The sequence below is a fragment of the Microbacterium sp. MMO-10 genome (genome assembly GCF_037148715.1).
Taxonomy (GTDB): domain Bacteria; phylum Actinomycetota; class Actinomycetes; order Actinomycetales; family Microbacteriaceae; genus Microbacterium.
Window position 1 is genome coordinate 168,083 of the sequence record NZ_JBBCSV010000001.1, and the last position, 25,487, is coordinate 193,569.

The window sequence follows — 25,487 nt, forward strand, 5'->3', positions numbered from 1 at the left end:
CGCCCGCGCCCGCCGGGCCATCCACCCCGTTCCGTGACCGGTCTCAGAAACCTCTTGCGCACTCTATTTCATCGATGTAATGATGTCGGAGTTCCCTGATCGTCCACGAAGGAGTGACGATGACACCACCTCTCGATCTGAATCGGCGGCAGTTCCTCGGCGCCGCGGGCCTCACCGCCGGCGCCGCGCTGCTCGCCGGATGCGCTTCGACCTCGGCCGCCGCGTCCGGCACCCGCACCCTGCAGTTCTGGCACCTGCTCTCCGGCGGCGACGGCGTGACGATGTCCGGCCTGCTGGACGGCGTGAACACGGCGCAGTCGGCCTACCGGATCCGTCCGACCGTGCTCGCCTGGGGCACGCCGTACTACACGAAGCTCGCCATGGCCTCGGCCGGCGGCCGCGCCCCCGACGTCGCGATCATGCACGCCACCCGAGTGCTCGGCTGGGCTCCGGGCGGTCTCCTGGACGACTGGGACACCGGCCGCCTCGCGGATCTCGGCGTGGACGCGTCCGCGTTCCCGGATCCGATCTGGAAGAAGGGCGACGTCGACGGGCGGCGCCTCAGCATCGCGCTCGACGCGCACCCCTTCGTGCTCATGTACAACACGGAGGTCTGCGAGAAGGCGGGCGTGCTCGACGGGGACGGACGCCTGAAGGAGGCGGCGAACCCCGAGGACTTCCTCGCGATGGTCGACGCGATCGCCGGAGTCACCGGCGGACACGGCCTGTCCTACGGCTATCTCGGCGACGGCTCCCAGATGTGGCGCCTGTTCTACACGCTGTACACGCAGCACGGCATCGAGATGGAGATGCCGCAGGGCGGTCCCGCGGTGATCGACAAGGACGCGGCCGTGGCGTCTCTCGCCTTCATGCAGAAGCTGCTCGACGGCAAGCGGGCGGCCAAGCAGGCCGACTACGGCACCGCGGTGGCGGAGTTCGCGACCGGAAAGAGCGGCATGTTCCTCAGCGGGGTGTGGGAGCTGCGCACGATGCAGGCGGCCAAGATCCCCTTCGACGTCGCGATGATCCCGCCGGTGTTCGGCACGCGCACGGCCTACGCCGACTCGCACTCCTTCGTCCTGCCGCACCAGTCGCACCCGGATGCGGTAAGCCGCGACCTCGTGTACCGCTTCGTGGCCGACATGCTGAAGGGCTCCTTCGGCTGGGCGGAGGCCGGGCACATCCCCGCCTTCCTCCCGGTCACGGAGTCGGCGAAGTACGCGAAGCTGCTTCCGCAGGCCCACTACGCCGACGCGGCGAAGCACGTGCGCTACGACCCGCCCGCGTGGTTCACCGGGTCCGGATCCAACTTTCAGGGCCAGTTCGGCGCCGCCGCCCAGCCCGCGCTTCTGGGCGGAGGCAATCCCGCCGAGGCCGTCGCCCGCTTCGAGGCCGCCGTCAAGCGCTTCCTCGCCCAACCCAATCCCGCCGATCCGGAGGGAGCCCGGAGATGACCTCGACGACCCCCACCACCACGACCATCGTCACCGGTCGTGCGGCCACCCGCGCGACCCGGCGCCACGCCGGCGGATCCCGTCACGGAGAGCAGCTGATCGGCTGGGCGTTCCTCGCCCCGTTCCTCCTCGCGTTCGCGCTCTTCCTCGCCTGGCCGATCCTGCACGGCCTCTACCTGAGCTTCACCGACCAATCCCTCACCGGGTCCGGCGGCGGCTTCGTCGGACCCGCGAACTACGTCGAGGCCCTCGCGGATCCGGTGATGTGGGGATCGCTCGGCAACACCGTGTGGTTCACGCTGCTGTCCACCGTCCCGCTCGTGGTCGTCGCCCTGCTCATGGCCGTGCTCGTCGATCGCGGGCTTCCCGGCCAGTGGCTCTGGCGGCTCTCGTTCTTCATGCCGTATCTGCTCGCCTCCACCGTGATCTCGCAGATCTGGGTCTGGATCTTCAACCCGCAGATCGGGGCGGCGAACAACGTCCTGAAGGCCTTCGGCCTCGAGCCGATCGCCTGGCTGCAGGATCCGAAGACCAACATGATCGCGATCGTGATCGCGACGGTCTGGTGGACCGTCGGGTTCAACTTCCTGCTCTACCTCGCAGCCCTCCAGAACATCCCGCAGCAGCAGTACGAGGCGGCGTCGCTGGACGGCGCGGGCGGATGGCGGCAGTTCACCGCGATCACGCTCCCGCAGCTGGGACCGGCGACCACCCTCATCGGCCTGCTGCAGATCCTCGCGTCGCTCAAGCTGTTCGACCAGGCGTACCAGATGCTCGGCGGCCTCTCCAGCGACACCACCCGCTCGATCGTGCAGTACATCTACGAGACCGGCTTCGTCGGGTACCGGTTCGGCTACTCCGCCGCGCTCTCCTACGTGTTCTTCGCGATCATCATCATCCTCGGCGTCGTCCAGGCGCTGATCACCCGTCGGCGGAAGGACGCCCGATGACCACCGCGACCCGCACCCTCGTCGTCCCCGGCGCCGCGCGCGCCCGCACCCGCCGGCCGATCGGCCGTCGCCTCACCGTCCTCACCGTGCTCGCCTTCGCGGTGCTGCTGATCCTCGCGATCGGCTGGCTGCTGCCGTTCCTCTGGGCGGTCGCCACCGCGTTCAAGACCGAGACCGACGCCGCCTCCGGGGACGCCGGCTGGATCGGCGCGAGCGGGCCGACGGTGCAGGCGTTCAGCGCGATCCTCTCGCAGGGCAACGTCTACCTCTGGGCGTGGAACAGCCTCTGGACCGCGACGGCCGTGACGGTGATCACCGTCACGATCTCAGCCCTCGCCGCCTACGCGTTCTCCCGTCTCGACTTCCGTGGCCGGAAGTGGCTGTTCGTGGTGATCATCGCCGCGATCGTCGTCCCCCCGCAGGTGCTGATCATCCCGCTGTTCTACGAGATGCTCGCGATGGGCCTCGTCGACACCCACTGGGGTCTCATCCTGCCGCAGGTGGTGGCGCCGGCGATGGTCTTCATCCTGAAGCGGTTCTTCGACGCGATCCCCGTCGAGCTCGAGGACGCGGCGCGCGTCGACGGTGCGAGCAGGTTCCGGGTGTTCTGGTCGATCGTGCTGCCCCTGTCCCGGCCGATCCTCGCCTCCGTCGCGATCTTCGTGTTCATCGGAGCGTGGAACAACTTCCTCTGGCCGTTCCTCGTCATCAACGACACCGGCCTGATGACCCTGCCCGTCGGCCTGCAGACCGTCATCAGCGCCTACGGCGTCCAGTACGCGCAGGTCATGGCCCAGGCCGTCCTCGCCGCCCTGCCCCTCATCATCGTGTTCCTCATCTTCCAGAAGCAGATCGTCAAGGGAGTCGCCACCAGCGGCTTCGGCGGTCAATGACCCGAACGGATCGGATCCCCATGTCCCACGCCCGCATCACCATCGACCGCGACTTCTCGATCGCCGACGTCCCGCGCCGCCTGTTCGGCCAGTTCGTCGAGCACATGGGCCGCTGCGTCTACACCGGCATCTACGAGCCCGGCCACCCGGCGGCGGACGCCCGCGGCTTCCGCACCGACGTGCTCGAGCTCGTGCGCGAACTCGGACCGACCGTCGTCCGCTACCCCGGCGGCAACTTCGTCTCCGGCTACCGCTGGGAGGACGGCGTCGGGCCCGTCGCCGATCGTCCCGTGCGCATCGACGGCGCCTGGCACACGATCGAGACGAACGCGTTCGGCCTGCACGAGTTCATGGACTGGTCCCGCGAGGCCGAGGTCGAGGTCATGGAGGCCATCAACCTCGGCACCCGGGGCGTCGAGGAGGCTCGCGCACTCGTGGAGTACGCCAATCACCCGGGGGGCACGTACTGGTCGGACCTGCGCCGGCGCAACGGCGCCGAGGATCCGTTCGACATCAAGCTGTGGTGCCTGGGCAACGAGCTGGACGGCCCCTGGCAGATCGGCCACAAGACCGCGCACGAGTACGGCCGTCTCGCCCAGGAGACCGCCAAGGCGATGAAGCTCGTGGATCCGACGATCGAGCTCGTCGCGGTCGGATCCTCGAGCCGGCAGATGCCGACGTTCGGCACCTGGGAGCACACCGTGCTCACGCATGCGTACGACGAGGTGGACTACGTCTCGATGCACGCGTACTACCAGGAGCACGACGGCGACGTCGCGTCGTTCCTCGGCGACGCCGTCGACATGGATGCGTTCATCGACGGCGTGGTCGCCACGATCGACGCGGTCAAGGCCGCCGGCAAGCACACCAGGCAGGTGGACATCTCGTTCGACGAGTGGAACGTCTGGTACCAGTCCGGCCTGGACAGCGAGGACCAGCCGCACCAGGTGGAGAAGGCCTGGCGCGAGCACCCCCGGCTCATCGAGGACGCCTACAACGTCACCGACGCGGTCGTGGTCGGCACGTTCCTGCACAGCCTGCTGCGGCACGGCGACCGGGTGAAGATCGCCAACCAGGCGCAGCTCGTGAACGTGATCGCGCCGATCCGCTCGGAGGAGGGCGGACCCGCGTGGCGGCAGACCATCTTCTGGCCGTTCGCCCGGATGGCGCGGATGGCGCAGGGCCGGATCCTGCGCCTCGCCGTCTCATCGACGAAGACGCCCACCACCCGTCACGGGGACGTGGACGACGTGGACGCCGTGGCCACGTGGGACGAGGAATCGGGCCGGCTCGCGCTCTTCGTCGCGAACCGCTCGCTCGACGGGGAGGCGACCGTCGACCTCGACCTGCACGGCCTGCGCGCGACCGCGGTCCGTTCGGCCGAGGTGCTCACCGTCCCGGAGGACGGGGACCGGCTCACCGCGAACCTCGTCGGCGCGCCGGACGCGGTCGGGCTGCGGCCGCTCGACGGGGTCGCGCTCGACGACGGCGCGGTGCGCCTCACCCTCCCCGCGCTGTCCTGGTCGGCCGTGGAGTTCGACGTCGCGCGGAGCTGATCGGCGGCCCGTCCCGCCACCGGGGCGCAGTCGATTCGTTCAGGTCGCACTCTGGCGATTCAGGTCGCAGAATCGGCTGTTCCCAGGCCTCGGGAACAGCCGATTCTGCGACCTGAACGGGATCCGGATCCGATCGGCGGCCGGGGGGCGGCCTTGCTCATCAGCCCAGCGGATCCGCCAGCAGTCGTTCGAACGCGGCATCGGCGGCGCCGATCAGCAGGCGGTCCGCGCCCAGGGCTGCCGCGGAGATCTCCAGTTGCTCGGCCGACGCGGCGAGCGCGCGGCGGCGCACCTCGTCGTCGAAGGCCGCAGGGTCGAGCTCCCGCAGGATCCCGAGGAAGCCGCCCAGCACGATCATCGCCGGGTTGAGCACATTGACGGCATTGCCGAGCGTGGCCGTCAGGATGCGCCGCTGGCGTGCGACCTCGGCGGCGACCGCGTCGACCGACGTCGCAGCCAGGGCGGTGCGGAGCTCGGCGTCCTCCGGGGCGGCCAGGCCGGCGACCTGCACGAGACGGGCGCGGTTCACCTCGTCCTCGAGCACTCCGCCCTCGGCGCGCCGATCGGCCGGATCCGCCACGCTCGCCGCGGTCTGGCCCCACTCGCCCGCATAGCCGCCCACGCCGCCGATCAGCATCCCGTGCAGAATGAGGCCGCCGCCGATGCCGCTGGCGCCGCCGTTGAGGTAGACGACGTCCTCGTGTTCCCTGGCGGCGCCGAAGAGCCGCTCCGCGCGCGCGCCGAGCGAGGCGTCGTTGCCCACCACGACGGACAGGCCCAGCGACGCGGCGAGGGGTCCTGCGATGTCGGCGTCGCGCCAGTCGAGGTGCGGGGCGAGCCGCACCAGTCCGTCCGCCGCGCGCACGAGACCGGGCACCGCGAGGCCGACGCCCTCGATGCGGCCTCCGCGGAGCGCGCCGTCCTGCCAGTCCTGCACCACGCGGGTGACGATCCCGACGACGTCCGCGACGCCGGGACGCTCGACCGGGATCCGGATCCGCTCCCGCACCGCGCCGCCCAGCGAGACCGCGCCGATCTCGACGGCGTCGATCTCGGGGTTGACACCGATGGCCACGACGTCGAGGCTCGGTGCCACCACCGGCGACGGGCGGCCGACGCGCCGGGTGGGGTCGGGCTCGTGCTCCTCGACCAGGCCCGCCTCGACGAGCCGTCCGACCAGGTCGGAGACCGTCGAGCGGTTCAGGCCGGTCTCCGCGGTGATCACGGCACGGGAGCGCGGCCCGGAGTGATGCACGAGTCGCAGCACCTCGGCGAGGTTGGTGCGCCGCACCCCTTCGACGGTCGTGGCGCGTTCGTTCATCCGACGTCTCGCTTCCTGCACGCGGTGGGACTCCAGGCTACCGATCGCCCTGCTCCGTGAGCGCAGGCGCGTACGCGAAGCGGGTGATGCGCACCTCGCCCCGGGGCGCCGCGCCGGCGCTGGTGGCGTACGCACCGATCCAGAGACCGAGGAATCCGCCCGTCGACGAGGCGTCCAGCTCGCGTCCGTCGGCCGCGACCCGCTCGAGACCGCCGTGCGTGAAGACGTAGTCGTAGCCCCGCGCCTCCAGCCCGAGAGCGACCTCGTCCGCCTCCGGCAGTGCCCCGAGGTCGTGCCGCTCGGGATCCCCGTCCCGGCAGCGCTCCGACGAGAGGCGCAACCCGTCGCGCGTGCGGGTGACGGCGAGCGCCACGTGATCGCGCTCCGACTGACGCAGCACGATCCCCGAACTCTCCCCTTCGGCGAGACCTCGCACATCGAGCACGCACCGCACGTCGACGTCGGCATGCTGCTGCCGCACGCCCAGGAACGCGGGCGAGGTCGGCTCCCGCAGCGAAGCGGCGCGGACGGGCAGGCGCCAGGACCCGCCTTCGGCCTCGGCGACCTCGGCGGGCAGGGCGCGCAGCGCGGTCCATCGCGGATCGGCGGGCGTGACGTCGCCGGCGGTCCGGTCGTCGGGCTGCCAGGACCCGCTCGGCGCCGCATCGACCGCCCACGGGATCGGGAGGGCCCGCGGCAGCCGCCCCTCCCCGGCAGCGAACACGGGCCAGCCGTCCTCCCACGACACCGGGCACAGGAACGTCTCGCGTCCGAGCGGATAGTGCCGGCCGTCCGCCGCGCGCATGGCGAGCATCACCGCGAGCCAGGATCCGTCCGGCGCCGGCACCAGATCGGCGTGCCCGGCCCCGATCACGGCGCTCGCGCGCCCCAGGTGCCGGTGGGTGAAGACCGGGTTCGCCCGGTCGCCGAGGTACGGCCCGGTGACCTCGTCCGCGCGGGCGACGCTGACGGCGTGGTGGAACTCGGTGCCGCCCTCCGCCGCGACGAGCACCCAGGCCCCATCGATGCGGTACAGGTGCGGCCCCTCGGCCCAGACCGCACCTGTGACGGCGCCCCGCCAGATCACGTGCTCCTCGCCCACGAGCGCGCGCTCGGCCGGCGAGTACTCGCGCACCCAGACCTCGGTCTGATCGCGCCACTCGGGCTCGCGGGCCAGGCGCGTGCCGTGCAGCCACACGCGCCCCTCCTCGTCGAAGGCGATCGAGGGGTCGATGCCGTCGGCGTCGAGCATCAGGGGGTCGCTCCAGGGTCCTGCCGGGTCCTCGGCCGTGACGAGGAAGTTGCCCCCGCGGCTCGGATCCTCCCGATCGACCAGGGTGCAGATCACCCAGAAGAGCCCCAGACCGTGTCGGATGGTCGGTGCATAAAGCCCCCCGGAGGATCCGATCCCGTCGAAGTCCAGCATCCCCGGGCGGTCGATGACATGCCCGACCGTCTCCCAGCGCACCAGGTCGTGCGAGCGCATCACGGGCAGGCCGGGGAGGTACTCGAACGTCGACGAGACCAGGTAGTACCCATCCCCCGCACGGCAGATCGACGGATCCGGATGGCATCCGGGCAGGATCGGATTGACCGCCTCGATCATGCGATCGTCACCGTGACGATGCGCGCGTCCTCCGCCGTCACCTCGTGCACGCCCCCGGTGAGCGCGACGGTGCCCGCGGTCGTCGCCGAACCGGGGAGCACGCGGTCGTCCCGGGCGCGCTCGTTCGCGATGGCGCCCCCCGTGACGCCGGAGATCTCCGGCGCCGGCGCGACCGCTTCGGCATGCGCGGCTGCCCACACGCGCACCGCGCCGGGTTCGACGACCCGCGTCAGCCGGCGATCGGTGAACGCGAACCGGGCGGCCGGCACCTCGAAGCGCACGGTGCGGCGTTCGCCGGGGACCAGGTCGACGCGCGCATAGCCCAACAGCTGCGCGACCGGCCGGGTGACGCTCGCGGCCACGTCCCGGCCGTACAGCTGCACGACCTCGGCCGCCTGCCGGTCGCCGGTGTTCGACACCGTCACCGTGGCCGTGAACGTGCCGTCGGTCGGCGCCGCGGCCGACACCTCGAATCCGGTGTAGGCGAAGCTCGTGTACGACAGTCCGAAGCCGAACGGCCGCAGCGGGGTCGGATCCGCGGAGGTCACGTCCGACGGCCCCCCGAGGATCGGGTGCAGGTAGCCGTAGGGCTGGGACCCGGACGACCGCGGCAGGCTGAGCGGGAGCCGACCCGACGGCGACACGGCGCCGGTGAGCACCTCGGCGATCGCCGTGGCCCCCTCCTCGCCGGGGAAGAACGCCTGCAGCACGGCCGACGGACGCGGGGCGTCGCCGTCGAGCGCCCAGCCGATCGCATAGGGCCGGCCGGAGAGCACGACCACGATGACGGGCGTCCCGGTCGCGGCCACCCGCTCGACGAGCTCCCGCTGCACACCGGGCAGGTCCAGCGACTCCACGTCGTTGCCCTCGCCGACGGTGCCGCGTCCGAACAGTCCGGCTTGGTCGCCGACCACGACGATCGCGACGTCGGCGCCGGCCGCGGCGCGCTCGGCCTCGGCGAAGCCCGATCGGTCGTCGCCCTCGACCTCCGCGCCGCGGACGTGCACGATCTCGGCGCCGGGCACGGCGACGGCCAGAGCCTCGCGCACGGTCGGGATCGCGATGCCGAGCTCATGGTCGGGGTGATGAGCGAGCACGTGGTTGGCAAACGAGTAGCAGCCCTGCAGGGCCTCGGCACGGTCGGCGTTCGGACCGATGAGCGCGATGCGGCCGGCCGACCGCGTCCACGGCAGCACGCCGTCGTTGGAGAGCAGCACGAGCGACTCGGCGGCCAGCCGGCGCGCGACGTCCCGATGCCGGGGAGTGTCGAGGTCGATGAAAGCCGGCGGCCCCTCGTCGAACGCACCGGGGTCGAGCAGCCCGAGCTGCTCCTTCTGGGCGAGGACGCGGATCACCGCGCGGTCCAGATACGCCTCGTCCAGTGCGCCGCTGCGCACCCGGTCGATCAGGGGCTCCCGATAGGCGTCGCCGGAGGGCAGCTCCACATCGATCCCCGCACGCAGTGCGAGCTCCGCCGCGTCGCCGCGGTCCGCCGCGACCGCGTGCATGACCTCGAGAAAGGCGATCGCGAAGTAGTCCGCCACCACGACGCCGTCGAAGCCGAGCCGCTCCCGCAGCACGCCCGTGAGGAGTTCCGGATCCGCCGCGACAGGGACGCCGTCGATCTCCGCGTAGCTGTTCATGACGCTGCGCACCCCGCCGTCGCGGATCGCCATCTCGAACGGCGGCAGGAACACGTCGGCGATCTCTCGCGGCCCTGCGGAGACCGGCGCGTGGTTGCGGCCCGCCCTCGAGCCGGAGTAGCCGAGGAAGTGCTTGAGCGTGGCGTGCACCCCGGCGGACTGCAGGCCCTGCACGTAGGCGGTGCCCACGGTGCCGACGAGATACGGATCCTCGCCGATGCACTCGTCGACCCGGCCCCAGCGGGGGTCGCGCACGACGTCGAGCACCGGCGCGAGTCCCTGGTGGATGCCGAGCGTCCGCATCGACTCCCCGATGAGCGCCCCCATCTCGGCGACGAGCGCGGGATCGAACGAGGCGCCCCAGGCGAGCGGCGTCGGGAAGGTCGCGGCCTTCCACGCGGCGAGGCCGGTGAGGCACTCCTCGTGCACGAGCGCCGGGATGCCGAGCCGCGTCTCCCGCCGTAGCCGCCGCTGCTCGGCCCACAGCCAGGCCGCGCGCTCCCCCGGCGCGACGGGGCGGGTACCGTACACGCGGGTGTAGTGCCCGATGCCGTCGCGGGTGACCTCCGCCAGGGCGTCGTGGCGGCCGGCGGACGCCATCTCGTTCTGCAGGGGCGCGACCACCTCGCCACCCTGGTCGAGCCAGTATCCGACGAGCTGCGCGGCCTTCTCCTCGAGCGTCATCTGCGCGAGCAGCTCCTCGACGCGCTCCGAGGCGATCGGGAAAGCCGGGATCTCCTCCGTCCTGGCGACGGAGTCCAGGGACGTGTCCGAAGTCATGCTCAGCCCTTCACCGCGCCGGTCAGGCCGCCGACGATGCGGCGTTCGAAGAGGCTGAAGAAGATGAGCGCGGGCAGCATCGACAGCGAGGTGTACGCGAGCACCCGGGCGGTGTCGACCGAGTACTGGGAGGAGAAGTTCTGCACGCCGAGCGGCAGGGTGAACAGGTTCGGGTCGTTGAGGATGAACAGCGGCAGCATGTACCCGTTCCAGGATCCGACGAAGGCGAGGATGCCCACGGTGACGACGCCCGGCAGGCTCAGCGGGATCACCATCCGCCAGAAGAAGCCGAGGCGCGAGGCGCCGTCGATCGCCGCCGCCTCCTCCAGCTCCTTCGGGATCGCCTTGAGGAACGGGACGAGGATGATGATCGTCGTCGGGAGTGCGAACGCGATCTGCGGCACGATGATCCCGGCGAGGCTGTTCACCAGGCCGAGGTTGCGGATCAGCAGATACAGCGGCGTGATCGCGACGGTCACAGGGAACATCAGCCCGGCAGCGAACAGCGAGTACATCACCGGCTTGGCGGCGAACTCGTAGCGCGCGAGCACATAGGCCGCCATCACTCCGAGCAGCACGGCACCGGCCGTCGTCCCGATCGCCACGACGGTCGAGTTGAGCAGGGCGGTCCAGAACTCGGACCCGGCGAGCACGTCGGTGTAGTTGCCGACCTGCCACGGAGCGGGGAACCCGGATGGATCCTTCGTGATCTGCGAGTTCGTGCGGAACCCGCCGATGATGATGTAGAGCACCGGCGTGATGCAGATCGTCACGAGCACGATCGCGATCAGGTAGAGCCCGGGGCTCCCCCAGGGGGCCTTCTCCGCTCGGCGGATGCCCCTGCGGCCGCGCGGCTGCACGATCGCCGTGGTGCGGAGGGTGTCGGTGGTCATCTGCGGGCCTTTCCGCTGTCGCCGGTCAGGGCGCCGTCGGTGTCACGCCGCAGCACGAACCGCTGATAGACCAGGGCGACGACGAGCGTGATCAGGAAGAGCATCACGGCCACCGCGTTGCCGTAGCCGTAGCTGCCGGCGAGGTGCCCGTTCTGATACATGTACGTCGCCATCGTGGAGGTGCCCGCGGTCGCGGAGATGTACTGCCCCCAGATGATGTTGACGAGGTCGAAGAGCTGCAGGGCGCCGATGATCGACAGGAACGCCCAGATCCGGATCGTCGGCCCGAGCAGCGGGACCGTGATGTTCCACTGGGTCTTCCAGAACCCGGCGCCGTCGATCGCCGCCGCCTCGAAGAGCTCCTCGGGGATGGACTGCATCCCCGCGAGCATCAGGATGACCGCGAACCCGATGTACTTCCAGGTGATGATGATCATCAGCGTCCACAGGGCGAGCTTCGGGTCCGCGAGCCACGAGTGCTGCAGGAATCCCAGCCCGAGCTTGCCGAGCAGCGAGTTCAGCGCGCCGGTGTCCTGCATCATGAGGTTCCACCCCGTGCCGACGATGACCTCGGAGATCACGTACGGCACGAAGATCAGCACGCGGATCACGGACCGTCCGCGGAACTTCTGATTCAGCAGGAGGGCGAACAGGATCGCGATCGGCCCCTGCAGCACGAGCGAGAGCACGACGATCGCGAAGTTGTGGGTCACCGCGTCGCGGAACGTGCCGTCCTGCCACATGTGGATGTAGTTGTCGAAGCCGACGAACTGCGTCGGGAAGCCGAACCCGTTCCACTTGAAGAACCCGTAGAACGAGGCCATCGCCACGGGCAGGATGACGAATCCGACGAACATGATCAGGGCGGGGCCGGAGAGCAGCGCGATCTCGCCGCGCTTGCGCCAGTCGGCGCGGGCTCGCCGCACCGGGGCCGGGGCGGCCCCGGTCCCGGCGCGGCGGTTGCTCTCAGGCACGGCCTCGGCCATCACCTGGGTGCCAGTCATCGCTCTCGCTCAGCCTCTCGCCGCAGCGTCGGTGATCTTCTGGATGAGGGTCTTCGCATCTCCCTGGCCTGCGAGCATCTCGACCACGCCGGTGTTCAGGGCGTTGCCGACGTTCTGTCCGAGGGCCGTGTCGAGCCAGAGCGCGACATAGGGGGCCTTGCTGTAAGCCTCGATGACCGGCTTGAGCGCGGCGTTGTCGACGGCGCCCTTGGCGTCCTGGTTCGCGGGGATGGTCTGGAACGCCACGGCGTACTTCTCCTGCCATTCCTTGGACGCGACGAAGTTGAGGAACTTCTCGCAGGAGGAGGGGGACTTCTCGGAGCAGGAGTAGCCGTCGAGGCCGCCCATCATCGCCCCGGGCTCGCCCTTGCCTCCGGACACCTCGGGGAACGGGAACCAGTCGAGGTCCGCCAGCGGCTTCTGGTCCGGGGTGAGGCTCGCGATCACGCCCGGGTCCCAGGCGCCCATGAGTTCCATCGCCGCCTTGTGGTTCGCGACGAGCCCGGCGGACGAGTTCGCGCCCTGCTGGGCGGAGGTGGTGAGGAAGCCCTCGTTGAAGGGCTCGACCTGGGCGAACTTCTCGAGGTTGTCCGCAGCGGTCAGCCAGCAGCCGTCGGTGAAGTCCTTCTTGGTCGCGAGGTTCGTGATGAGGTCCTCGCCGCAGGCGCGCACGGCGAAGAAGTAGTACCAGTGCGCCGCCGGCCAGGCATCCTTCGCGCCCAGGGCGATCGGGGCGATGCCTGCCGCCTTGAGCTTGGTGATGGCGGCCTCGAGGTCGTCCATGGTCTTCGGGGTCTCGGTGATCCCCGCCTGGGCGAACAGGTCCTTGCTGTAGAAGAGGCCGCCCGGCAGCATCGCCATGGGCACGCCGTAGACCTTGCCGTCCACCGTGAAGGCGCTGAGCGCGGCGTCCCCGATCCCCTTCTTGACGTCGGGATCGATCTTGTCCGACAGATCCTTGACCTTGCCCGCGGCCACGACGTCGGCGAGCTTGCTGCCGCCGCGCGCCATGAACACGTCCGGCATGTCGCCCGAGTTGACGGCGGTCTGCAGCTTGCCGTCCATGTCCTCGTTCTGGATCGACGTGACCTTCACCGTCACGTCCGGGTTGGCCTTCTGGAACGCCGCCGCAGCGTCGGTCCAGAACTTCTTGCCGTCACCGGTGGTCGAGTTCTGCCACACGGTCAGCGTCTGCTTGCCGCCGCCGTCGCCGCTGCCGGATCCTCCGGAGCACCCGGTGAGGGCGATCGTTCCCCCGACTGCGAGCGCCACGGCGGCGGTCAGCACCTTGCGGATCTTCATGCTGTGTTTCTCCTCATCATCGAGTTCCAGCACCGCGTCGACAATTTGTTGTCGACTACAGCGAATGTGCCGTCGGCCTACTCTGGCACCGGATCACTCCGCATGTCAAACGATATCGATAACGTTTTCGCTCGCTAGATTGGGGACATGAGCCGCCGCATCACGATCCACGACGTCGCCCGGGCCGCCGGCGTCTCCGTCGCGACCGTCTCGAAGGCCATCAACGGACGCGACGGGGTCTCGCCGGCCACCCTCGAGCACGTGCAGGAGGTCGTGGCGCAGCTCGGCTACGAGAGCTCGCTGGTGGCCACCTCGCTGCGCCGGAGTCGCACGGACGTCATCGGCGTGCTCGTCGCGGAGTTCGAGCCGTTCGCCGTGCAGCTGCTGCAGGGCGTCTCCGCCGCCCTGCAGGGCACCCGGTTCGACGTCCTCGCCTACGCGGGGAGCGTGTCCGCCGGGGAGCACGCCGGCTGGGAGCGCCGATCGCTCTCTCGGCTGGGAGGAACGCTCATCGACGGCGCCATCCTGGTCACCCCCACGACCACCCCGACTCAGAGCACCGTGCCCATCGTGGCCATCGACCCGCACGCGGGCTCGGACGGACTGGCGTCCGTGAGCGTCCGCAACACCGACGGCGCCTTCGCCGCGACGGCGCACCTGATCTCCCTGGGGCATCGCCGCATCGCCCATCTGCGCGGCCGCACCGACCTCGAGTCGGCCCACCAGCGCGAGGAGGGCTACCGTCGTGCGCTCGAGGACGCCGGGATCGGATTCGACCCGGCCCTCGTCGCCGACGGCGGATACCGGACCGCCGCATCGACGGCGGGGGCGAACGCCGTGCTCGACCTCGCCGATCCCCCCACGGCGGTGTTCGCCGCCAACGACCTGTCCGGGATCGAGATGATCCGGGTCGCGGTCGGGCGCGGACTGCGCGTACCGGAGGACCTCTCGGTCGTGGGCTTCGACGACATCCCCGAGGCCGCGGCGCACGTCCCCCAGCTCACGACCGTGCGGCAGCCCCTCACCGAGATGGGCGCAGAGGCGGTGCGCGTGCTGCTCGCGATGCTCGACGGCGGCCCGCAGGAGCACGTGCGGATGCCGGCGGAGCTCGTGGTGCGCACCTCCACCGCCGCTGCGCCGCGCTGAGCGCCGCTTCGGCGGGACGTTGCGCCCGCCTCGCACCGCTGATATGTTCGCTGCTACAACATTTCACCGAAGGCGCTGAAGGCGGATCACCATGGCACTCACCCCCACCCGCGAGGACAAGTTCTCGTTCGGTCTCTGGACCGTCGGCTACAACGGCGCTGACCCGTTCGGCGGCCCGACCCGGCCGGCCCTCGACGTCGTCCACGCCGTCGAGAGGCTCGCCGAGCTCGGCGCCTACGGGCTCACGTTCCACGACGACGACCTGTTCGCCTTCGGATCCACCGAGGCCGAGCGCCAGACGCAGATCGACCGACTGAAGGGAGCGCTGGCCGACACCGGGCTGGTCGTGCCGATGGTGACGACCAACCTCTTCAGCGCCCCGGTCTTCAAGGACGGCGGCGTCACCTCGAACGACCGCGCCGTGCGCCGCTTCGCCCTGCGCAAGGTGCTGCGCCAGCTCGATCTGGGCGCCGAGCTGGGAGCGAAGACGTTCGTCATGTGGGGCGGCCGCGAGGGTGCGGAATACGACTCTGCGAAGGACATCCGTGCCGCGCTGGAGCGCTACCGGGAAGCCGTGAACCTGCTCGGCGACTACGTGACCGACAAGGGCTACGACATCCGGTTCGCGATCGAGCCGAAGCCGAACGAGCCCCGCGGCGACATCCTGCTCCCCACGCTGGGCCACGCCCTCGCGTTCATCGACTCGCTCGATCGCCCCGAGCTCGTCGGCCTCAACCCCGAGGTCGGTCACGAGCAGATGGCGGGGCTCAACTTCGCCGCCGGCATCGCCCAGGCGCTGTACCACGGCAAGCTCTTCCACATCGACCTCAACGGACAGCGCGGGATCAAGTACGACCAGGATCTGGTGTTCGGTCACGGAGACCTGCACAACGCGTTCGCCCTCGTCGACCTGCTCGAGAACGGCGGCCCGGGTGGCGTGCCCGCCTACGACGGCCCGCGCCACTTCGACTACAAGCCCAGCCGCACCGAGGACGAGACGGGCGTGTGGGACTCGGCCGCCGCGAACATGCGCACGTACCTGCTGCTCAAGGAGCGCGCCGCCGCCTTCCGCGCCGACCCGGAGGTGCAGGAGGCACTGAGCGCCGCCCGTGTCGATGAGCTGTCCTCCCCCACGCTCGCGACCGGCGAGACCTACGACGGCCTGCTCGCCGACCGGTCCGCGTACGAGGACTTCGACGCGGATGCGTACTTCGGCGGCAAGGGCTTCGGCTTCGTGCGCCTGCAGCAGCTCGCGACCGAACACCTCCTCGGCGCCCGGTGACATGCCCCTCGTGATGGGGGTGGATTCGTCCACCCAGTCCTGCAAGGTCGTCGTCGTCGACGCCGAGTCCGGATCCGTCGTCCGCACCGGCCGGGCGGCGCATCCGGACGGCACGGCCGTCGACCCCGAGGCCTGGTGGCGCGCACTGAACGACGCGATCACCGCCGCGGGCGGGATCGACGACGTCGCCGCATGGTCCATCGGAGGCCAGCAGCACGGCATGGTCGCCCTCGACGCGACCGGATCCGTCATCCGCGACGCCCTGCTGTGGAACGACACCCGCTCCGCGCAGGCCGCGCAGGACCTCATCGGCGAGTTCGGCGCCGCCGAGCTGGCTGCGCGCACGGGACTCGTCCCGGTGGCCTCGTTCACCGTCACGAAGCTGCGCTGGCTGCGCGACGCGGAACCGGAGCACGCCGCACGCGTCGCCGCCGTCGCGCTGCCGCACGACTGGCTGACCTGGCGCCTGCGCGGCTACGGCCCGGAGGGCTCCTCGCCGCTCGGGCCCGTGCTCGACGAGCTGATCACCGATCGCTCCGATGCCAGCGGCACCGGGTACTGGAGCCCCGCCGACGGCTCCTACGACCGGGAGCTGCTCACCGCAGCCCTCGGCCATGACGCGGTCCTGCCGCGGGTGCTCGGCCCTGCCGACCACGTCACGGACCCGGCCGGGCGCCGGGTCGCGCCCGGTGCCGGCGACAACGCGGCGGCGGCCCTCGGGCTCGGCGCCGCGCCCGGCGACGTCGTCGTGTCGATCGGAACCTCGGGCACCGTCTGCGCCGTGAGCCGCACGCCGATCGCGGATCCGTCCGGCACGGTCGCCGGCTTCGCCGATGCGACCGGGAAGTTCCTCCCGCTCGTGGCGACCCTGAACGCCGCCCGGGTTCTCGACGTGACCGCGGCCCTGCTCGGCGTCGGGCACGACGAGCTCGGTGAGCTTGCGCTCTCGGCGGCAGCCGGGGCCGGAGGCCTGACCCTGCTCCCCTACTTCGAGGGCGAACGCACTCCGAACCTGCCGGACGCCACCGCGTCGCTGACGGGCATGACGCTCGCATCCACGACCCGGCCGAACCTCGCCCGCGCCGCGGTCGAGGGCATGCTGCACGGGCTCGGCGCCGGGCTCGACGCCTTCCGCGGTCTCGGCGTGCCGCTCGATCGCGCCCTGCTCATCGGCGGGGGGGCGCAGTCCGAGGCGGTGCGACGGATCGCCCCGGAGATCCTCGGCGTTCCGGTCGAGGTGCCCGCGCCCGGCGAGTACGTCGCCCTCGGAGCGGCCAGGCAGGCCGCCTCCGTCGCACAGCGCTGACCGCCGTCTCGACCGCAGAGGAGCACACGACCATGCCCCTGACCGACCTTCCCCTGACCGAGCTCCGCGGACTCCGTCCCGAGGTCTCGGAACCCGCCGACTTCGACGGATTCTGGCGCGACACCCTGGCCGGATCCCGCGCGCTCGCCACCGCCGCCACCCTCTCCCCCGCGGCGACCCCGATCGATGCGCTCATCGTCGAGGACCTCACGTTCTCGGGCTTCGGCGGCGAGCGGATCCGCGGCTGGGTCACCCGGCCCCGCCGCGCGGAACGCCTGCCCGTCGTCATCGAGTACCTCGGCTACGGCGGCGGCCGCGGCATCCCCGGCGAGCGCCTGCACTGGGCCGCCGCCGGCTACGTGCACGTGCTCATGGACACGCGCGGCCAGGGCGCCGGCTGGGGAACGGGCGGCGCCACCCCGGATCCGCACGGATCGGACGGAGCGGCCCCCGGTTTCATGACGCGCGGCATCCTGCACCCCGACGACTACTACTACCGCCGCGTCTTCACTGATGCCGTGCTGCTCGTCGATGCGGTGCAGGACATCCCCTTCGCCGACCCCGCCCGGATCGCCGTGACCGGCGGCAGTCAGGGCGGCGGCATCAGCCTCGCGGCCGCGGCCCTGCATCCGGGCGTGGTCGCCGTCATGCCCGACGTGCCGTTCCTGTGCGACTTCCGCCGCTCCGTCGCGCTCACGCCCGGAGACCCCTTCGGCGAGATCGCCCGCTATCTCTCGGTGCACCGGGATCGCGGGGACCAGGCGTTCCGGACCCTGTCGTACTTCGACGGCGTGAACTTCGCCCGCCGCATCGCCCGGTCCGCGCTCTTCTCGGTGGCCCTCATGGACGACGTCGTGCTGCCCTCCAGCGTCTTCGCCGCGTACAACCACCTCCTGACGGAGGACGCGGCGATCGAGGTCTACGAGTTCAACGGCCACGAGGGCGGAGGCTTCGCCCACTGGCTGCGGCAGACCGCCTGGCTCGCCGAACGCCTCTGAGCGGTGCGCCTCACCCTCCCCGCGCTGTCCTGGTCGGCCGTGGAGTTCGACGTCGCGCGGAGCTGATCGGCGGCCCGTCCCGCCACCGGGGCAGTCGATTCGCTCAGGTCGCACTCTGGCGATTCAGGTCGCAGAATCGGCTGTTCCCAGGCCCCGGGAACAGCCGATTCTGCGACCTGAACGGGATCCGGACCCGAGTAGAGGATCCTGATCCGAGCAGGCCGGCCGCGCCCAGGGCGGCGGCGGAGGTCTCCCACATCCCCGCCGCCCCCTGATCCGTCCGAGGGCTTGACGTGTGCGCTTCTGGAATCTATAAAGAAACTTAGCTAATAGATTTCAGGAGCTTCGATGACGTCCTCCCCCGCCCCCGGCACCCCCGGCTGGCTCGCCCTCCGCAACGACCAGGCCGCCCTCTCGCTGCTCCTCGACGAGGGCCCGCTCACGCGCAACCGCATCGGCGAGCTGACCGGGCTCTCCAAGCCGACCGCGGCGCAGATCGTGACGCGCCTGGAGGAGGCCGGGTTCATCCACCCCGCCGGCGAGCTCTCCGCCGGCCGCGGCCCGAACGCGGTCACCTACGACGTGCGGCTGGACCGGAGCCTGGGCGTCGCGATCGACGTCGACGAGACCGTGCTGCGCGCGACCGTCGTCGACGCCCGCGGCACGGAGCGCCCCGTCGCGACGATCCCGATCGACGCGGCGCACCCGCGCTCGGCCGAGGGCGACGTGCGCCGGGCGATCGACGCCGCCTGCCGCGCGGCCGACGTCGACGCCGGCGCCGTCGTCGAGATCGTGATCGGCGTGCAGGCCGCCAACGACCCCGCCGCGGATCGTCTGAACTTCACCGACACCCTCGACGGCTGGCCCATGCAGAACGCGCGCGGCGAGCTGGAGGCGGGGCTCGGCATCGCCGTCACGCTGGAGAACGACGTGAATCTCGCCGCGATCGCTGAACGCGCCGAGGGCGCGGGCGCCGACGCCCCGGGATTCGCGCTGCTCTGGCTCGGCGAGGGCCTCGGCCTCTCGATCGACCTGGACGGCACGATCCTGCACGGCGCCACCGGTGGTGCGGGCGAGATCGGCTACCTGCCCGCGCCCCGCACGGCGATGGCGATCGACCCGGACGCGGAGGACCTGCAGGAGCTGGTCGGCGGATCCGCCGTCGCACGCTCGGCGACCTCCGCCGTCGGCAGCCCGCTCGACTACGCCGGGGCTCTCGCCGCTCTCGCGAGCGCGCCGGATCGGATCGTGCCCGACCTCGCCGCGCGCATCGCGCTGGCCCTCACGCCGGTCATCGCCGTGCTGGATCCGTCGCTGGTGATCCTCGGCGGCCCCACCGGGGTCGCCGGCGGGGCGGCACTGGCGGACGCCGTGTCCGCCGCGCTGCGCGCCTCGTCGGGCTGGGATCCCGCGGTGCGCACCACGGGAGCCCCGGCCGATGCCGTGCTCCTCGGCGCCCGGCACGTGCTCGTGTCACGCCTGCGCGGACGCCTGCTCCCCGAGTGATTCGCGGCACGGCCGACCCCCGGCTGTGCCGCCAGATCCCCCTGAACAGAGAGGTTCACATGAAACGCCACACCCGGCTCCGCATCGGAGCCATCGCCGCGCTCTCCGTCACCGCCGTCGTCCTCGCCGGCTGCTCCGGCGGATCCGACACCACCGTCGCCGCCACGGCGCCCGACCATCTGTCCGGCACGGTCACCCTGTGGGAGTTCTTCAGCGACCGCGAGGCCGGAGTCGTCCAGTCCGTCATCGACGACTTCCACAAGAAGTACCCGGATGTGAAGGTCGACGTGCGCACCGGTCAGGAGGACGACAAGATCATCAAGGCCATCGCGGCCGGCAACGATCTCGACGTCGCGATCTCGGGCGCCGTCGACAACGTGGGCGCGTTCTGCTCGTCGGGAGCGCTGCGCGACCTCACGCCCTACATCGAGCGCGACGGCGTCGACCTCTCGCAGCTGTCCGATGTGGCGCGCAGTTACACCTCCTTCGACGGCAAGCAGTGCGCGCTGCCGATGCTCGCCGACGTGCAGGGCCTCTACTACAACACCGACCTGCTGCAGGCGGCGGGCTACAGCGCACCGCCGAAGACGCTCGGCGAGCTCGAGGCGATGGCGGTCAAGCTCACGACCTACAACGCCGACGGATCCATCAAGACGCTCGGCTTCAACCCGCTCATGGGCGCCTACGAGAACGCCCCGACCGTCTTCGGAGCCGCCGCAGGCGCCGAGTGGATGAAGGACGGCAAGAGCGCGATCGCCTCCTCCCCCGGCTGGAAGGAGCTGATGACCTGGCAGAAGAAGTTCATCGACGAGATCGGCTACGACAAGCTCAAGGCGTTCACCGCCGGTCTCGGAGACGAGTTCTCCGCGGGTCAGGCGTTCCAGACCGGCCAGCTCGCGATGAACCTCGACGGCGAGTGGCGCGTCGCCTTCCTCGCCGATCAGGCGCCCGATGTGAAGTACGGGGTCGCGCCCTTCCCCGTGCTGGACGGCCACGAGGACCTCTACGGCGGCGGGTTCTCCTCCGGCACGATCGCAGGCGTCTCCAAGGGCTCCAAGAACCCAGAAGCCGCCTGGGCGCTGCTGCGCTATCTCACCCTCGACACCGATGCGGTCGTGAAGCTCGCCAACGGCCTGAAGAACGTCCCGACCACGAAGGACGCGCTCGCGTCCTCGAAGCTCGACCTCCCGGAGCAGTTCGGGACGTTCCTCGACATCGCGAAGAGCCCGCACCTGACCTCGATCCCGGCGACCGTGATCGGCAGCGCGAACCAGGTCGCGCTCTCCGGCTACTGGACCAAATTCCAGTCCGGCGGCGGGGGCGACATCGACGCCGGCCTCAAGAAGGTCGACAAGGACATCGACGACCAGCTCGCCCTGAGCGAGGGCCCGTGATGACCGCGACCCTCGCGCCGGGGCGCGCGGAGACCCCTCCGCGCGCCCCGGGCGCCATCGCCCGCCGGCGCGGATCCGCCGTCCGCCGTCGTCGATGGAGCATCGCCCTGATGCTGGCTCCGACGCTCCTCGGCCTCGCCGTCTTCTTCGTCTACCCGCTCGTGGCGAACCTGTACTTCTCCTTCACCCGGTACGACCTCGTGTCCGCGCCGCAGTGGAACGGCCTGAACAACTACGTCTACCTGTTCACGAAGGATCCGCGGATCGCCACCGCGGCCCTGAACACCCTGTGGTTCGTCGTGATCCTGGTGCCGGTGCGGATCGTCTGCGCCCTCGCGGTCGCCGGGCTCCTGCTGCGCGCCCGCAGCGCCGGCGGCGTGTGGCGCACGATCTTCTACCTGCCCGCGCTCGTGCCGCCCGTGGCGTCGGTCGTCGCGTTCGTGTTCCTCTTCAACCCGGGGACGGGCCCCGTCAACCTCGTGCTGAAGAGCCTCGGCATCCCCGGTCCGCTCTGGTTCAACGACCCCGCGCTCGCGAGGCCCTCGCTCGTGCTGCTGGGCGTGTGGGTCATGGGCGACGTCATGATCATCCTGCTCGCGGCACTCCTGAACGTGCCGCGCGACCAGTACGAGGCGGCCTCGCTCGACGGGGCGAACGGCGTGCAGAAGGTGCGCTACGTGACGATCCCGTCGATCGCCCCTGTGCTGCTGTTCGCCCTGGTGACCGGCATGATCGCGGCGCTGCAGTACTTCACCGAGGCTGCCGTGGCGTCCGGCGTCGCGTCCGGTCGCTCGGGCGCCGCCTCGGGCGGGCTCGCCGCCGACATCGGGTATCCGGAGGACTCGCTGCTCACCTACACGCAGTGGCTGTACGTGCGCGGGTTCGCCAACTTCCAGCTCGGCTACGCCGCGGCCATGGCCGTGGTGCTGTTCCTCGTCGCCAGCGTGTTCGTCGCCCTGCTGCTGCGCAAGTCGCGGGCCTTCTCCCCGGAGGACTTCTCATGACCGCGACCGCGCTCATCACCACGGGATCCGCGCGCCCCGCGCGCCCGGTGCGCGGCGGCCGGCGCATCCTGATCTGGATCGCGGACCACACCGTGCTCTCCGTGCTCGCGGTGCTGTTCCTCGCACCGATCCTGTTCGTGCTGCTGACCTCGTTCATGTCGGGCAAGCAGACGCTGACCGCCTCGATCTGGCCGCAGCCGTGGGACCTCTCCAACTACGTCCGCGCGTTCACGCAGGTGCCGCTGGGGCTGTGGTTCCTGAACTCCGCGTTCTACGCAGTGCTCGCCACCGCGTTCATGCTGGTCTCATCGGTGCCCGCGGCGTACGTCCTCGCGAAGATCCGCTTCCGCGGGGCGAACATCGTCTTCCTGGCGATCATCGTGGCGATGCTGCTGCCTCCGCAGGTCACGATCGTGCCGGTGTACGTGATGTTCGCCAAGCTCGGCCTCACGGGGACGCTCTGGCCGCTGATCCTGCCGAACCTGCTCGGCGATGCGTTCTCGATCTTCCTGCTGCGGCAGTTCTTCCTGACCATCCCGTCCGCCTACGCGGACGCCGCGCGGATCGACGGCAACGGCGAGTGGGGCGTGCTCTGGCGGGTCATGGTGCCGATGACCAAGCCCGGCATCGCCTCGGCCGCGATCTTCCTGTTCTTCAACTCGTGGAACGACTACTTCGGCCCGCTCCTGTACGCCTCGGAGAACCCCTCGGCGTGGACGGTCGCCTACGGTCTGTCCACCTTCCACGGCACCCACGGCACCGACTGGGGGACGACCATGGCCGTGACCATGCTCGTGACGATCCCCGTGGTGATCGTGTTCTTCTTCGCCCAGCGCGTGTTCGTCGAGGGCATCAACCTGACCGGAGTGAAGGGCTGACATGAAACTCACCGTCATCGGAGGCGGATCCACCTACACCCCCGAGCTCACGGACGGCTTCTCGCGGCTGCGCGACGTGCTCCCGATCGACGAGCTCTGGCTCGTGGATCCCGACGACCGGCGCCGGGAGCTCGTCGCCGGGGTCTCGCAGCGGATGTTCGCGCGCGCCGGGCACCCGGGCCGGATCAGGGCCACCGCCGACCTCGTCGCGGGCGTCGCGGACGCGGACGTGGTGCTGATCCAGCTGCGGATCGGAGGGCAGGCCGCCCGGCTCGGCGACGAGACCTGGCCGCACGAGGCCTGCTGCATCGGTCAGGAGACCACGGGTCCCGGCGGGCTCGCCAAGGCACTGCGCACGGTTCCCGTGGTGCTCGAGGTCGCCGAGGCCGTGCGCCGGCATGCGAAGCCCGGCGCCTGGATCGTCGACTTCACGAACCCGGTCGGCATCGTGACTCGCGCACTGCTCGAGGAGGGCCATCGCGCGATCGGCCTGTGCAATGTGGCGATCGGATTCCAGCGCCGCTTCGCCCGGATGCTCGACGCGGATCCCGCCCTCGTCCGCCTCGAGCACGTCGGCCTGAACCACCTGACCTGGGAGCGCGGCGTGCTGCTCGACGGCGTCGATGTGCTGCCGGAGCTGCTGCGGGAGCGCCTGCCCGAGCTCGCGGACGAGGTGGAGCTGCCGGCTCCGCTGCTGCAGAACCTCGCGATGGTCCCCTCGTACTACCTCAGGTACTTCTACGCCCACGACCGGGTCCTCGAGGAGCAGCGGCACGAACCGCCGCGCGCGGAGAAGGTGATGGAGGTCGAGCGGGAACTGCTCCGCCTCTACGCGGATCCGTCCGTCGACGCCAAGCCCGCCGTGCTCGCCGAACGCGGCGGCGCGTTCTACTCCGAGGCGGCGGTGGATCTCATCGCGTCGCTGCTCAGCGACCGCGGCGATGTGCAGGTCGCGAACCTCCGCAACGGCGGCACTCTGCCGTTCCTCCCCGACGACCACGTCGTCGAGGTGTCCGCCACGATCGGCGCCGCCGGTCCCGTCGCCGTGCCCACAGCTCCCCTGCCGGGCGACGTGCAGGGGCTGATCGGCCATGTCGCGGGCTACGAGCGGCTCGCCCTCGACGCCGCACGGCACACCGGATCCGCCGAGCGCGGGCGGCGGCTCGTCGAACGCGCGCTGCTCGCCCACCCGCTCGTCGGCCAGTGGGACCGCGCGGAGAAGCTCGCCGATCTGCTCATCGACCACAACCGGGATCACCTCGCGTGGGCGCGGTGAGCGGCACGGCGGTGCGGACCGGGCAGGGACTCCCGCCGACGCACCCGGAAGGGATCGTCGTCGCCATCGACGGCGGCGGCACCAAGACCGACGCCGTCGCCCTGGATGCGACCGGTGCGGTCGTCGCCCATGTGCGTCTGGGCGCGTCCGATGTGCACCCCGGACGGGAGGGTGAATCGGCCGCCGTCGTCGACGCGGCCGTCCGGCGGGTGCACGCCGAGGCCGGAGGGGGGCCGCTGCTGAGGGTCGGCGTGTTCCTCTCCGGCCTCGACCACGAGGACGAGTTCGCGGCGTTCCGCGCGCGGATCCGTTCGCTGCCGTGGTTCCTCGGCGAGGACGGCGTGGAAGCCCACGTGGAGAACGACATGTTCGCCCTGCTGCGGTCGGGCACGCTCGCGCCCGACGCGGTCGCCGTGGTCTGCGGCACCGGGCTCAACGCGATCGGCGTGCGCGCCGACGGCACGACGGCCCGCTTCCTCGCCTGGGGCGCGGTATCGGGCGACTGGGGCGGCGGATCGGACATCGGCGCGGAGGCGCTGCGCCTGGCCGCCCGGGCGCTCGACGGCCGGGGACCGGAGACCGCGCTGACCACGGCGCTCCCCGAGTCGTTCGGGCGCTCCGACCTCACCGCGCTCATCGAGGACGTGCACTTCGGCCGCCTTCCGGAGGAGCGGCTGGCCGAGCTCGTGCCGGTGGTGTTCACGGCCGCCGACCGCGGCGACGTCGTGTCCCGCGCGCTCGTGGAGCGGCAGGCGGAGGAGATCGTGGCGATGGCGGCGAGCGCGGCCCGGCGACTAGGGCTCGATCGGGATCCGATCCCGGTCGTGCTCGGCGGCGGGGTGCTCGCGGCACGCCAGCCCCTGCTTCTCGACGGGGTCGTGCAGCGGCTCGCCGCCGCGCTGCCCTCGGCCGTTCCGACGGTGGTCGACGCCCGGCCCGTGGTCGGCGCGGGGCTCGCGCTGCTGGAGCAGCAGGGCGCCGCGGACGAGGTGCTGCGCAGCGCCCGTGCGGCGCTCGAGCGCACCGTCCCCGCCTGAGCGCCCGCTCGGCGGTCCTGCGCCGCTCGCCGGTCCTGCGCCGCTCATCGTTCAGGTCGCACTTCTGGCGCTGCCGACCACCCTGGGGCCGCCGAAAGTGCGACCTGAACGGGCGGAGTGCGACCTGAACGGGCGGAGCACGACCTGAACGGGCGGAGTGCGACCTGAACGGGCGGAGCGCGACGCACGGCATCCTGCAACATCCGGGAAACACGGGATGCGTACACTCGGGGACGCCACAAGCACGCACTCCCCCGA

Annotated in this window: 20 protein-coding genes; 14 read left to right on the forward strand and 6 right to left on the reverse strand. The window is 71.0% G+C overall.

Annotated features, from left to right (window positions below; all coding sequences use genetic code 11):
• The first annotated feature begins 119 nt into the window (after nt 1-119).
• The 4 genes from WFJ17_RS00690 to arfA are packed head-to-tail and all read left to right on the forward strand — an operon-like array spanning nt 120 to nt 4,853.
• Entirely contained in the window at nt 120-1,454 is a 1,335-nt protein-coding gene (locus WFJ17_RS00690; protein WP_336647388.1) for an extracellular solute-binding protein, read from the forward strand.
• The gene (locus WFJ17_RS00695; RefSeq protein ID WP_336647389.1) at nt 1,451-2,404 is read left to right on the forward strand and encodes a carbohydrate ABC transporter permease; all 954 of its coding nucleotides are present in this window, start codon (nt 1,451-1,453) and stop codon (nt 2,402-2,404) included. The genes WFJ17_RS00690 and WFJ17_RS00695 overlap by 4 nt, the downstream gene beginning before the upstream one ends.
• Nucleotides 2,401-3,297, forward strand: a complete 897-nt coding sequence (locus WFJ17_RS00700) for a carbohydrate ABC transporter permease (protein WP_251442572.1) — start codon at nt 2,401-2,403, stop codon at nt 3,295-3,297. The genes WFJ17_RS00695 and WFJ17_RS00700 overlap by 4 nt, the downstream gene beginning before the upstream one ends.
• Nucleotides 3,298-3,317: 20 nt before the next feature.
• Nucleotides 3,318-4,853 (forward strand): arabinosylfuranosidase ArfA, encoded by a 1,536-nt coding sequence (gene arfA / locus WFJ17_RS00705; protein WP_336627903.1) that lies wholly within the window; start codon nt 3,318-3,320, stop codon nt 4,851-4,853.
• A 160-nt stretch (nt 4,854-5,013) separates the two neighbouring features.
• Here the strand turns inward: arfA and WFJ17_RS00710 are convergent, their stop codons facing one another.
• Genes WFJ17_RS00710 through WFJ17_RS00735 form a run of 6 tightly spaced genes read right to left on the reverse strand, consistent with a single transcriptional unit; the run spans nt 5,014 to nt 13,402 of the window.
• Nucleotides 5,014-6,174, reverse strand: coding sequence for an ROK family transcriptional regulator (locus WFJ17_RS00710; protein WP_295034315.1), 1,161 nt, complete (start codon nt 6,172-6,174; stop codon nt 5,014-5,016).
• A gap of 37 nt (nt 6,175-6,211) precedes the next feature.
• Nucleotides 6,212-7,780 (reverse strand): glycoside hydrolase family 43 protein, encoded by a 1,569-nt coding sequence (locus tag WFJ17_RS00715; protein WP_336647390.1) that lies wholly within the window; start codon nt 7,778-7,780, stop codon nt 6,212-6,214.
• Nucleotides 7,777-10,203, reverse strand: a complete 2,427-nt coding sequence (locus WFJ17_RS00720; RefSeq protein ID WP_336647391.1) for a glycoside hydrolase family 3 N-terminal domain-containing protein — start codon at nt 10,201-10,203, stop codon at nt 7,777-7,779. Before WFJ17_RS00720 ends, WFJ17_RS00715 begins: the two co-directional genes overlap by 4 nt.
• 2 nt (nt 10,204-10,205) lie before the next feature.
• Nucleotides 10,206-11,096 carry a carbohydrate ABC transporter permease gene (locus WFJ17_RS00725; protein ID WP_295034318.1) on the reverse strand — a complete coding sequence of 297 codons (891 nt, stop codon included), beginning with the start codon at nt 11,094-11,096 and terminating at the stop codon, nt 10,206-10,208.
• A complete protein-coding gene (locus WFJ17_RS00730; protein ID WP_442927960.1) occupies nt 11,093-12,082 on the reverse strand; it encodes a carbohydrate ABC transporter permease in 990 nt (329 codons plus the stop codon). Before WFJ17_RS00730 ends, WFJ17_RS00725 begins: the two co-directional genes overlap by 4 nt.
• A gap of 27 nt (nt 12,083-12,109) precedes the next feature.
• Complete coding sequence (locus tag WFJ17_RS00735) at nt 12,110-13,402, reverse strand: extracellular solute-binding protein (protein WP_295034320.1); 1,293 nt, start codon at nt 13,400-13,402, stop codon at nt 12,110-12,112.
• 147 nt (nt 13,403-13,549) lie between these two features.
• On the opposite strand from WFJ17_RS00735, the gene WFJ17_RS00740 reads away from it, so the two are divergent.
• The 10 genes from WFJ17_RS00740 (at nt 13,550) to WFJ17_RS00785 (ending at nt 25,229) form a co-directional block, all read left to right on the forward strand.
• Complete coding sequence (locus tag WFJ17_RS00740) at nt 13,550-14,548, forward strand: LacI family DNA-binding transcriptional regulator (protein ID WP_295034321.1); 999 nt, start codon at nt 13,550-13,552, stop codon at nt 14,546-14,548.
• 91 nt (nt 14,549-14,639) lie between these two features.
• Entirely contained in the window at nt 14,640-15,830 is a 1,191-nt protein-coding gene (gene xylA / locus WFJ17_RS00745; protein WP_292883491.1) for a xylose isomerase, read from the forward strand.
• 1 nt (nt 15,831) lies between these two features.
• Nucleotides 15,832-17,136, forward strand: coding sequence for a xylulokinase (gene xylB / locus WFJ17_RS00750; RefSeq protein WP_336647392.1), 1,305 nt, complete (start codon nt 15,832-15,834; stop codon nt 17,134-17,136).
• A 32-nt stretch (nt 17,137-17,168) separates the two neighbouring features.
• Nucleotides 17,169-18,134, forward strand: a complete 966-nt coding sequence (locus tag WFJ17_RS00755) for an acetylxylan esterase (protein ID WP_336647393.1) — start codon at nt 17,169-17,171, stop codon at nt 18,132-18,134.
• A 348-nt stretch (nt 18,135-18,482) separates the two neighbouring features.
• A complete protein-coding gene (locus WFJ17_RS00760; protein ID WP_251442578.1) occupies nt 18,483-19,640 on the forward strand; it encodes an ROK family transcriptional regulator in 1,158 nt (385 codons plus the stop codon).
• Nucleotides 19,641-19,699: 59 nt separating this feature from the next.
• On the forward strand, nt 19,700-21,034 hold the full coding sequence (locus tag WFJ17_RS00765; RefSeq protein WP_336647394.1) for an ABC transporter substrate-binding protein: 1,335 nt from the start codon (nt 19,700-19,702) through the stop codon (nt 21,032-21,034).
• Entirely contained in the window at nt 21,034-22,038 is a 1,005-nt protein-coding gene (locus tag WFJ17_RS00770) for a carbohydrate ABC transporter permease (protein ID WP_336647395.1), read from the forward strand. Before WFJ17_RS00765 ends, WFJ17_RS00770 begins: the two co-directional genes overlap by 1 nt.
• A complete protein-coding gene (locus WFJ17_RS00775; RefSeq protein ID WP_251442587.1) occupies nt 22,035-22,916 on the forward strand; it encodes a carbohydrate ABC transporter permease in 882 nt (293 codons plus the stop codon). Before WFJ17_RS00770 ends, WFJ17_RS00775 begins: the two co-directional genes overlap by 4 nt.
• Nucleotide 22,917: 1 nt before the next feature.
• On the forward strand, nt 22,918-24,192 hold the full coding sequence (locus WFJ17_RS00780; RefSeq protein WP_336647396.1) for a 6-phospho-beta-glucosidase: 1,275 nt from the start codon (nt 22,918-22,920) through the stop codon (nt 24,190-24,192).
• Nucleotides 24,189-25,229, forward strand: a complete 1,041-nt coding sequence (locus WFJ17_RS00785; RefSeq protein WP_336647397.1) for an N-acetylglucosamine kinase — start codon at nt 24,189-24,191, stop codon at nt 25,227-25,229. The genes WFJ17_RS00780 and WFJ17_RS00785 overlap by 4 nt, the downstream gene beginning before the upstream one ends.
• Nucleotides 25,230-25,487: the final 258 nt, after the last annotated feature.